This is a genomic window from Actinomycetes bacterium (assembly GCA_022396035.1).
In the GTDB taxonomy this organism is placed as follows: domain Bacteria; phylum Actinomycetota; class Humimicrobiia; order Humimicrobiales; family Humimicrobiaceae; genus Halolacustris.
Window position 1 is genome coordinate 13,390 of the sequence record JAIOXO010000014.1, and the last position, 10,624, is coordinate 24,013.

General features: G+C 44.1%; 9 protein-coding genes. 2 read left to right on the plus strand and 7 right to left on the minus strand.

Features of this window, described 5'->3' with window-relative positions; all coding sequences use genetic code 11:
• Window positions 1-40 precede the first annotated feature (40 nt).
• The 3 genes from K9H14_05615 to murJ form a co-directional block, all read right to left on the minus strand.
• Window positions 41-622 (minus strand): hypothetical protein, encoded by a 582-nt coding sequence (locus tag K9H14_05615; protein ID MCG9479671.1) that lies wholly within the window; start codon window positions 620-622, stop codon window positions 41-43.
• Window positions 623-724: 102 nt separating this feature from the next.
• The gene (gene lepA / locus K9H14_05620; GenBank protein MCG9479672.1) at window positions 725-2,542 is read right to left on the minus strand and encodes a translation elongation factor 4; all 1,818 of its coding nucleotides are present in this window, start codon (window positions 2,540-2,542) and stop codon (window positions 725-727) included.
• Complete coding sequence (gene murJ / locus K9H14_05625) at window positions 2,543-4,126, minus strand: murein biosynthesis integral membrane protein MurJ (GenBank protein ID MCG9479673.1); 1,584 nt, start codon at window positions 4,124-4,126, stop codon at window positions 2,543-2,545.
• Between the two features lie 130 nt (window positions 4,127-4,256).
• Between murJ and rpsT the strand changes: the two genes are divergently transcribed.
• On the plus strand, window positions 4,257-4,523 hold the full coding sequence (gene rpsT, locus K9H14_05630; protein ID MCG9479674.1) for a 30S ribosomal protein S20: 267 nt from the start codon (window positions 4,257-4,259) through the stop codon (window positions 4,521-4,523).
• Here the strand turns inward: rpsT and K9H14_05635 are convergent.
• From K9H14_05635 to K9H14_05645, 3 genes are read right to left on the minus strand one after another with little or no spacing between them, the layout of a single operon-like run.
• Complete coding sequence (locus K9H14_05635; GenBank protein MCG9479675.1) at window positions 4,520-5,512, minus strand: hypothetical protein; 993 nt, start codon at window positions 5,510-5,512, stop codon at window positions 4,520-4,522. The genes rpsT and K9H14_05635 overlap by 4 nt on opposite strands.
• Window positions 5,496-6,827 carry a ComEC/Rec2 family competence protein gene (locus K9H14_05640; protein MCG9479676.1) on the minus strand — a complete coding sequence of 444 codons (1,332 nt, stop codon included), beginning with the start codon at window positions 6,825-6,827 and terminating at the stop codon, window positions 5,496-5,498. Before K9H14_05640 ends, K9H14_05635 begins: the two co-directional genes overlap by 17 nt.
• 59 nt (window positions 6,828-6,886) lie before the next feature.
• On the minus strand, window positions 6,887-7,477 hold the full coding sequence (locus K9H14_05645) for a helix-hairpin-helix domain-containing protein (protein MCG9479677.1): 591 nt from the start codon (window positions 7,475-7,477) through the stop codon (window positions 6,887-6,889).
• A 104-nt stretch (window positions 7,478-7,581) separates the two neighbouring features.
• On the opposite strand from K9H14_05645, the gene K9H14_05650 reads away from it, so the two are divergent.
• A complete protein-coding gene (locus tag K9H14_05650) occupies window positions 7,582-8,091 on the plus strand; it encodes a type 1 glutamine amidotransferase (GenBank protein MCG9479678.1) in 510 nt (169 codons plus the stop codon).
• A gap of 12 nt (window positions 8,092-8,103) precedes the next feature.
• Here the strand turns inward: K9H14_05650 and leuS are convergent, their stop codons facing one another.
• The gene (gene leuS / locus K9H14_05655; GenBank protein MCG9479679.1) at window positions 8,104-10,608 is read right to left on the minus strand and encodes a leucine--tRNA ligase; all 2,505 of its coding nucleotides are present in this window, start codon (window positions 10,606-10,608) and stop codon (window positions 8,104-8,106) included.
• Between the last annotated feature and the right edge of the window lie 16 nt (window positions 10,609-10,624).

Below are 10,624 nucleotides of genomic sequence, written 5' to 3' on the forward strand. Positions count from 1 at the left end.
CCCTCTTTCCCTTACTGGTAAAAGTCTATATCTGAAATCGCTACATTTCCGAAACCTGCAAACTCAGATTTACCCCGTCTTCAGATTCAAAGATAAATATGTTTACCTCATAGCTGCCCTGATTGGCAACAATATTATAATTAGCACCATCTTCTGCTTCAAAAGTCTGCTCGCTTTCAATCTCCCAGCCGGACAGCTGGCTCTTATACCAGTCAAATAGTTCAGCGCCGGTGCCGCCCTCATAACCGGACATTATGGCATACTGCTGTTTGCCGCCATCCTGGGTGGATGAGCTGGTAAAAATGTTTAAATCTGACGGCAGGGGAACTTCATTGGGAAAACCATCAGGAACATCCAGAGATTCCCCGGAAGTTATCTTGGTTCCCCCCTCATCAGTGGTTATGGTAGCCCCTTCATCATCTGAGCTGATACTGAATTCCTCGCCATCATCACCCTTTATTTTTACCTCTCCGCCGCTTATATCCACATCAACATCATCCCCTTCAGAAGCTGCCGCCCGTTCAATCATCCTTTCAGTTATGTTTTCTGCCGCACGGCTGCAGCCGGTAAATAAAAAAACAGTCATGGATATAGCTATAATGATTATAAATAACCTTTTCATTTTTGCTCCTTTTTGTGGATATTATTAATAGGCTTCCCCTGTAATTAATATAGTTTCTTTTAAGCTAAATAACAACATCTATGCTTTAATTTTCCCAGGCGTTTATTCCTTATTTGGAGAATCTATTTTATAAAAACTCATAAAAGCATCATCAGGGATCTCTACCCGGCCAATTTTTTTAAGCCTTTTCTTACCTTCCTTCTGCTTTTCCAGCACCTTCCTTTTTCTGGTTATATCCCCTCCATACAATCCGGAGGTCACATCTTTACGGTATGGAGCTATCCTTTCTTTGGCAATAATCCTTTTGCCGATAGAGGCCTGGATGGCCACCTCAAAATTCTGCCTGGGTATAATCTTTCTTAACTTCTGTGCCAGCTCTCTTCCCAGGTAATAAGCCTTATCCCGGTGGGTAATGGTAGAAAGCTCATCCACCATATCCCCCGCAATCAGCATATCCAGCTTAACCAGATCAGATGCCCGGTAATCCAAAAGCTCATACTCCAGAGAGGCAAACCCGCTGGTGGCCGACTTGAGCATATTGAAAAAATCTACAATTATTTCTGATAGAGGAAGGCGGTATTTTATCTCCACCCTTTCCATGGATAGATACTGCATGTCCACATATTCACCCCTTTTGGCATTGCACAGCTTCATCACTTCCCCAATATAGTCTTTGGGGGTTAAAACCGTTGCATTTACAAAAGGTTCTTTAATGGTCTCTATCTTCTCCAGGGGCGGAAAATCAGAAGGCCTGGTTACCTCCACTTCCTCCCCATCGGTAAGCTCTACCCGGTAGGCCACATTGGGGGAAGTGGTAATAAGCCTTAAACCATACTCCCTTTCCAGCCTTTCCTTGACTATCTCCATATGCAGCAGGCCCAAAAATCCGCACCGGAATCCAAATCCCAGGGCCTGCGAAGACTCAGGCATAAAATCCAGTGAAGCATCGTTTAAGGCCAGCTTGTTTAAGGCATCCCTCAAATCTTCGTAGTCTCCCCCTTCTAGAGGAAACAGCCCGCAGTATACCATGGGCTTGGGCTTCTTGTATCCGGGCAGGCTTCTGGCTGCCGGCTGGGAAACCGAAGTTATGGTGTCCCCCACAGTTATATGCTCCACTTCTTTTACCCCGGTTATAATATAGCCCACTTCTCCCGGCCCCAGTACCGGCTTGGGTATCATCTTGGGAGCAAGTAACCCTACTTCCTCCACTTCTGAAGTAACTTTTTCCCCCATAAACCGTACTTTCATACCTTTTTGCATGGTTCCATTAACCACCCTTATAAGGGCAATCACTCCCCGGTAGGTATTGTACTGGGAATCAAAAATTAAGGCCTGCAGGGGCTCCTCTCCTGCTCCGCTGGGAGCAGGAATCCTTTCCACGATAGCTTCCAGTATCTGCTCTACACCTTCCCCGGTTTTAGCGCTTACCCTGATTATCTGGCCGGCATCCACTCCCAGAATCTTGGACAGTTCCTGCTCTACCTCATCTATGCGGGCACTATTTAGGTCTATCTTGTTTACTACCGGGATTATCTCCAGGTCATTATCTATGGCCAGGTAAATATTGGCCAGGGTCTGGGCCTGTATGCCCTGGGCGGCATCAACCAGCAGAATTGCGCCCTCGCAGGCAGCCAAACTCCTGGAAACCTCATAACTGAAATCAACATGTCCGGGGGTATCTATAAGGTTTAGGGTATATTGATTGCCATCAGACTTGCTGTTATACAGCACCCTGACTGCATGAGACTTAATGGTGATGCCCCTTTCCCTTTCAAGGTCCATATCATCCAGGTACTGGTCCAGCATATCCCTGGCGCTGACTGTATCCGTGACTTCCAGTATTCTGTCAGCCAGAGTAGACTTGCCGTGGTCGATATGGGCAATTATGGAAAAATTCCTTATTAATCTGTTTTCAACCATTTATGTTCTAAAACCCCTGTCCTTAAATTTTTTAACCAAATCCAATGCAAATTTTATCTCATCCATCTTAAATATATAGGTTAATGCAATATAAACTGCCGCCGCTGCCCCGATGGTAAGAGCCAGGCTGCCTATCAGCTGGCCCAGACCCTGGAAGGCATAACCCTCTAACAGTCTCCATAAACCAAATACACAAAGTCCCATTATAACTGAAGCAAAAAACATCTTAACATAGGACCTGGCTATCCTCTTTCCTCCCAGGTTGCCTACCCTCTTTCTCAATATAATTAAGAGAGCCACCGTATTAAATAATGCAACAAGCGAGGTGGATAATGCAAGCCCTCCCACATCCATAAATTTTATAAGCAGCCAGTCTAAAAAAAAGTTTACCACAATAGAGACAGCAGCCACTTTTAAAGGAGTCCTGACATCCTTAAAAGCATAAAATACCCGGTTTAGTATCATCAGCAGGCCGAAAAATACCAGTCCCAGGCTATGGAAGATAAGAATATAGGCCACCTTCTGGGTATCCTGGGCCGAAAAATTATAATGCTCAAAGAGAACCTTTATAATGGGCTGGCTCATCAATACCAGTCCTACTGTAGCCGGCAGCATTATATAGCCTATCTCTCTTACCCCCAGAGAGAAACTCTCCTTTAGGCCCCTGGCGTCATCAGCGGCTGCCTGCCTGGAAAACAGGGGGTAGAGCACAGTTATAACTGCTACTGAAAAAACACCCAGCGGCAGGTTGGCCACCCTCCAGGACAGGGTAAGGGCGGTAGTATTTCCGGCGCCCAGGCCCAGGGCAAAAAAATTATCCACACTATTATTTAACTGCACCGCTCCCAGGCTGAGTAATATGGGCAGCATCAGCCCAAAAATCTCCTTTACCGCCGGATGCCTTAAATTAAGATCAAATCCATACCTTAATTTAGATACCTTCAGCCGGGGAAGCTGTATGGCCAGATGTAAAATTGATCCCGCCATAACTCCTACCGCCATGGAAACAATCCCCAGCTGGCCCGATATCAATACCACTGCCAGGATAGTGGCTATATTCATAACCAGCGGAGCAATAGAGGGGAGCGCAAATAAATTATGGGAGTTAAGTATACCGGTAACCAGGCCGGATAACCCCAGCGACAGCAGGGAAAAGATCATTATCCGGCTCATAACCACAAACTTGCCTATATCCATCTGGTTATCAGCAATATTGGAAAGCAGCAGACCAATCTGGGGAGAAAATATAAATATCAATATGGATATAATCAGGAAAGCTATTACCATTATATTGGCCACCGAATTTACAAACACTTTTACCCCTTTTTTGTCCGGTGAAGACAGATAGGAAGAATATATGGGTATAAAAGCAGCCACAATCAGGGACTCCGCAATCAATACCTTAAACAGGTTGGGTATAAAATAAGCCCAGGTAAAAGCATCGGTATCATAGCTGATCCCAAAATAACCGGCCATTATCTGGTCCCTGACCAGGCCGCTTATCTTGGATAACAGTATCGCCAGAATCACTATCACCGTAGCATTAAATATCTTCCTGCGGGAGATAAAACTGTCCTGCTGCATACAATTACCTCTTGATATAATGAAAAAAGAATTATATCATTTAAGTTCTTTAAATTATAATATTTTTCAATTTTAGTAAAAAGTGCTAAAATTGGTGTCCGTAATTGGAATTGAAAGGATAAGATAGGATATGCCAAATATCAAGTCTCAGGAAAAAAGAGATAGACAGAACATAAAAAGAAGACTTAAGAATAAAGCTCTGAAAACCAGGATTAAAAGTGTAAACAAGAGTTTTCTGGCAGCTGTAGAGCAAAAAGATGTTGAAGCTGCCAAGAAAAACCTGAGCATGCTGTACAAAGCCCTGGATAAAGCAGCCAAAAAAAGTGCAGTAAATGAAAATTTTGTGGCCAACAATAAGTCCAAAGCTGCCAAAAAGATGGCTTCGCTTAATGCTTAAGCTTCTATAATTTCCATTATCATTTTACACATATGATCGGTAGTTTTCTGCGTATCGCGGAATATCCGGTCATATTTGTTTAATATGCACATTATTTTGCCAATTGCCTCCGGCTGGTAGTAATCAGCGAACTTTTTATACTTGGCTATAATCCGGTTCTGCATATAGCTGGAAGCCCTGATATTGCCCTGGATGTATTCCTGGGCCTCCTGGTCCAGGTTATATTTAAAATAAGCCAGGGATTTAAACATCCGGTGCAGAAGGGTTATAGCACCCATGGAAACTCCTCTGATATCTTCATTTAATTTAATCATGGAATCCAGGGCGCTTAAGGCGCCGTTTTTATCCTTTGACCCTATGGAGTCTACCAGATCAAAAATCTGCAAACTGTACACCCTAGTCACCAGGCGGTTAACCGCCTCCCGGGTTATAGCCTCTTTCCGGGGCCCGGACCCATAGGCATATATTTTCTCATATTCGTGTTTTAAGGTCTCCAGCCTGTAATCCACATTTTCTAAAAATATTTCCATAGCTTTACCGCTGAACTTTAGCTCATCCAGCTCTGCTTTTTCCTTCAGCCATTTTCTGGCATTTTCTGCAGTAGGTTCCTGAATATTTTTAACCGTACCTGTATCCTTTACCGCTGCCATCAGCTTTGCATTAAGTTTCCTGCTGGTAGCAGTCATCACCAGAAATACCCCGCCGGCAGCCAGACCGGGTATTTGGGCAGCCAGGCTTTTTTGCAGGGAAGCCGGGCTGGTCTGAATATCCTTTAATATCAACACTTTATTATCGGAAAAAAAAGAAGGAGTAGATAAAAAAGTAGCAATATCCGCTTCATCTGCAGTTTCATAGCTGTCATAAAACTTATAATCGGTGTCCAGATTTATCTTCTTCTTTATTCCCTTTCTCACCGCTGCTATTCTTTCATCTAATATAGCGCTGCTTCTGCTTATATAAAGAATTACCGGTTTACCCTTTTGGGCCATGTTTGTCCTTTTCTATCAGGTATTTGTATAATAATAACAATAAAAAAAACAAAAGCACATAATAGATTGTTATCCAGAACCGGGGAAAGTCAGCAAATTCCCATTTTAAGACACTTATCCGGCCCACATAATAGGCAACCTTTTCCATATAATATAGAAGCGGCTTGGCCATGATCAACAGGGGGCCTCCCAGCGGCGGCCAGATTAAAATTATAAAAGAAACCAATAGAAGCACTATCATGAGCAGGTAAAAAATGGGCAGTATCAATATATTGGAAATCAGGCTGGTCCAGGTAACCAGGCCAAAAAAGTAAGCATTTAAGGGAAAGGTGGCCACCACTATCGAAAAGGATAAAATCACTGCCTTGATCAGGTAGTTTCGGGATAAAGGGCACAGCTGTAACAGCAACGGAAAGATAAACAGGATAGCCGCTATACATATAAAGGAAAGCCAGAAACCAAGGTCGGTAAAAAAGGAAGGCACCACCAGCAGCAGAACCGAATAAGCGGTAAAGAAAACACCGGTTTTACTGTAAGGCCGGCCCCATGACTGCGACATAGCAGCCGAAACCATCATTACCGATGCCCGGAGCAGGGTTGCTTTTAATCCCACCAGGAAATTAAAGAAGGCCAGTATGAGCATAACCAGGATCAGCATCCACCTGGTTCTTCTAAACAGGAATAAAAAAATATACAAAAGAACTGATATATGTAAACCGGAAATGGCCAGTATGTGATATATTCCTGAATCACTGAAGATTTGTTTAATATTGTCTCCAATGTGGCTCCGGTTACCCAGTATAAAAGCCTCGCACATAGCCCCGTATTTGTAATCCAGGTAAGTATAATAAGTTGAGCTCAAGCAGCTATAGGTCCTCTTCCTTATCCCGTACAGGTCAAAGCAATCACCCTTTACCGCCACTTTTTGGGCCAGAAACTGGCCCTGGGTGTACTGGCCGGATACCTGTATGAAATCATCTCTGGCCAGCTCTACATCAGAGCTGGCTTTTACCGGTAACTCTTGCCCCTTCAGTCTCTGGCTGCCGGCAATCAATCTGTCTGCATCCAGATTGAAATAATAAAAACCATATTTTTTTTCCGGATGGCTGGCTATCCTTCCCCCGGCCTCAAAGCCAGCTTTATCCCCGATATTAAATTCAGCTGGTCCCGGGTGCAGCTGAAAGCTTATCCACCCTAAAAGAACAAACACCACCAAATTCAGGATATAAAATGCTGCCCTGAATCTGTATGCTGCCAGAAACAGGCAAAATATAAACCCCAGCAGGGGTACCAAAACATGAATCTTTAGTTCCATTGAACGGGCCAGCAGCAGCCCAGCAGTTATTCCTGCAGCCCAGCAGGCAGGATAGCCGCCTATATGGATATTAAGTCTTTTATCTCTTGAAATTTTTTATCCCCTATTCCATCAACCTCTTTTAGGTCTTCCTTGCTTTTAAAAGGCCCGTTGGTGTTACGGTATTCAACCATATTCCGGGCTATAGCCGGTCCGATACCGGGAAGGCTCTGCAGCAGCTGGCTGGAAGCAGCATTAATATTTAGGAGGCTGCCATCTTCCTGGCCTGCTTTTGGGATCAGTATTTTTTCCTCATCGGATACTTTCCTGGCCAGGTTCACTGAATCCAGGGCTGCATCCCCGGTCGGTCCACCAGCCATTTCCAGCACATCGCAAACCCGGTCGCCCGGACTTACATCATATACACCCGGATCGAGCACCTGGCCGCAGATATAGACGGAGATGGCGGAAAGCTGGGTAGAATCAGCCTGTCCGTAATAGCTTTTTAAAACATTGTCCTTAACCTGAAGATCTGACTTCATTTTCAGATAAATCCCGGAAAAAACGGTTAGAAGAACCATAACCAAAGCAGCCATCATTGCATAGAAATGCTTCTGCCTGCAGTATCTTAGCCGGTCTATAAATAATTTGAGCCTGAATAGCTTTTCCATAATTATGCAAATACATATTAGCATAATTATATAAAATTAAAAATATGCAATGCTTGATTAAGCATTAAATTATTAGCATAATAATTAGCAGGGAGGTAGATATTATGAATAAAATATTAATGCTGGTTGAAGACTATTTCAGGGATGAGGAAGTAATTTATCCCTATTACCGTTTTCAGGAAGCCGGCTATGAAGTGATTACCGTAGGTCCGGAGAAAGAAAAAGAGTATTATGGAAAATTTGGTATACCCATAACCGCAGATATATCACCGCAGGAAGCTGATTTAAGCCAGGTGGCTGCCGTAATAATTCCCGGCGGCAATGCTCCGGATAAAATGAGGATCAATAAAGGCATGGTTAATCTAATAAAAGAGGCCTACCGGAAGAAGAAAATAATTGCTGCCATATGCCATGGCGGCTGGATGCTGGTAGAAGCAGATATCATTAAGGGCATAAAAGTAACCGGGTATATAGCTATAGCCACCGATCTTAAGAATGCCGGGGGCCAGTACCTGGACCAGGAAGTGGTAGTAGATGATAATATTATAACTTCCAGAAAGCCAGCCGATTTACCGGCATTCTGCAAATCAATACTCCAGCGCATACAATCTTGATTCAGGCCGGAGTTATTTGGCTACCAGGTTTATAAGTTTGTCCGGGACCACGATAGTTTTAACTATCCGCTTGCCCGATAGAAAACGCTGTACATTATCCGAAGCAAGGGCTTCTTCCTTTACTTTGTCCTGGGACAATCCCGCAGGCAGGTCAGCCTTGTCCCTGACCTTTCCATTAACCTGGAACACAATGGTAACCGTTTCTTCCCTGGCTGCCTGCTCATTATACCGGGGCCAGGGGATGCGGTGTATGCTTCCCTTCTGTTCCATTATTTCCCACAATTCTTCAGTCACAAATGGGGCCATGGGCGAAAGCAGTATAAGAAGATTTTTAATGAGCTCAGAAACCAGCACCCTGTTTTTCTGGCCATCGGGCATCTGTTCATCATACCTGTAAAGCAGGTTCACATATTCCATAAGTGCACTTATGGCGGTATTAAAGTTAAACCTCTGGAGAATATCCTCACTTACTTTTTTAATAGTCTGGTGAAGCTTTTTGTAAGCCTCTTTTTCCAAACCCTTCAGCCGGTCCTGGTCTATGCTGCCCTGGCCATTTAAACCCTTTATCAAACAGGCTTTAGAGCTGGCCAGCCTCCATACCCTGAGCAGGAAACGATTGGAGCCTTCCACCCCGCTGTCACTCCAGTCTACCGCTGAATCAGCCGGTCCCATAAACAGGATATAAAGTCTCAGGGTATCAGATCCGTAGCGGTTATAAATTTCTGACGGCCTCACCAGATTTCCCCTGGACTTGGACATCCTTTTTCCCCCCAGGTTTACCACCCCATGGGGAAAATATTTAGTAAACGGCTCCTTGAACCCTACCATGCCGGCATCATATAAAACCTTGGTAAAGAACCGGGAGTATATAAGATGCATGGTAGCATGCTCGATACCCCCGATATACTGGTCAACCGGCATCCAGTAATCAACTTCATCCTGATTAAAGGGCTGCCTGCTGTCATCAGGGCTGCAATACCTTAAAAAGTACCAGGATGAGCATACAAAAGTGTCCATGGTATCTGTTTCTCTTTTAGCTTTTCCCCCACATACCGGACAGACAGTATTTACAAACTCATCACAGTAAGCCAGCGGTGACAGGCCGGTAGGTTTAAAATCAACATCGTAGGGTAGTCTTACCGGAAGATCCTGTTCGGGTACAGGAACTGTGCCACACTTTTCGCAGTAAATTATGGGTATGGGCGCACCCCAGTACCTCTGCCTGCTTATCAACCAGTCCTTTAACTTGTAATTTATTTCAAATTTTCCTATTTTCTTCTCTTCCAGAAACCTGGTAATTTCCTTCTTTCCCTGTTCTGAATCCATATCGGTATAAGGTCCGGAATTAACCATAATACCTTTTCCCTCATAAGCGGAATTCAGCAGCCCGGAAGTTTTTCCGGTTTCTGATATAACCTCCCTGATGGGTATATCGTATTTTCTGGCAAAGTCAAAATCCCTCTGGTCATGGGCAGGTACAGCCATTATGGCTCCGGTGCCATACTCAATAAGTACATAATTGGCTATCCATACCGGCACCCTTTCGCCATTAAGGGGGTTTATGACATGCCTGCCGGTAAAACACCCTATCTTTTCGGTCTCTGCAGATCCTCTCTCAATGTCGGTCTGCTTGGATATTATATTTTTTACCTTTTCTACTTCTTTTTTGTATTCACTGTCAGTTACAATCTGGTCCACCAGCTTATGCTCGGGAGACAGTATAAAAAAGGTCACTCCATACAATGTATCCGGTCTGGTGGTAAACACCGGTATAGAAGTGTCTTCTTTCTCTAATTTAAAATTAACCACTGCCCCCTCGCTCCTGCCTATCCAGTTCTTTTGTATGGTTAGGACCCTTTCCGGCCATCCCTGCTCAATAAGTTTCATATCATCAATCAGCCTCTGGGCATATTTGGTGATCTTGAAAAACCATTGGGACAGAGTCTTCTTGACTACCGGGCTGTCACAGCGCTCACATTTTCCGGTCACCACCTGTTCATTGGCCAGTACCGTCTGGCAGGAATTGCACCAGTTGACCCCCGCTTCCTTCTTTTCAGCCAGCCCCATTTTATGCAGCAGTAAAAACAGCCACTGGGTCCACTTGTAATAGGCGGGATCGGAAGTAATTATTTCATCCTCAAAATTATAAGTCATTCCCATCCTTTTTAGAGCCACCCTCATCTTCTCTATATTGGCCATGGTGCTTTCCCTGGGATGTATGCCGCTTTTTATGGCCGCATTCTCTGCGGGAAGGCCAAAGGCATCAAAACCTATAGGATGAAGGACATTATGGCCTTTACGGTTTAATATTCTGGCTGCAACATCCCCGATGGTATAATTTCTGGCATGCCCCATATGAGGCTCACCTGAAGGATAAGGAAACATTTCCAGCATATAATACTTGGGATCATCTTTGCTGGTTTCTAACCAATATATTCGGTCACTGTTCCATTTTTTAATCCATTTTTTCTCAATTTTTTGGGCATTATAGTTTTTATGGTTGGTTGATTTGTCCAATCGGGGATCCTCTCTA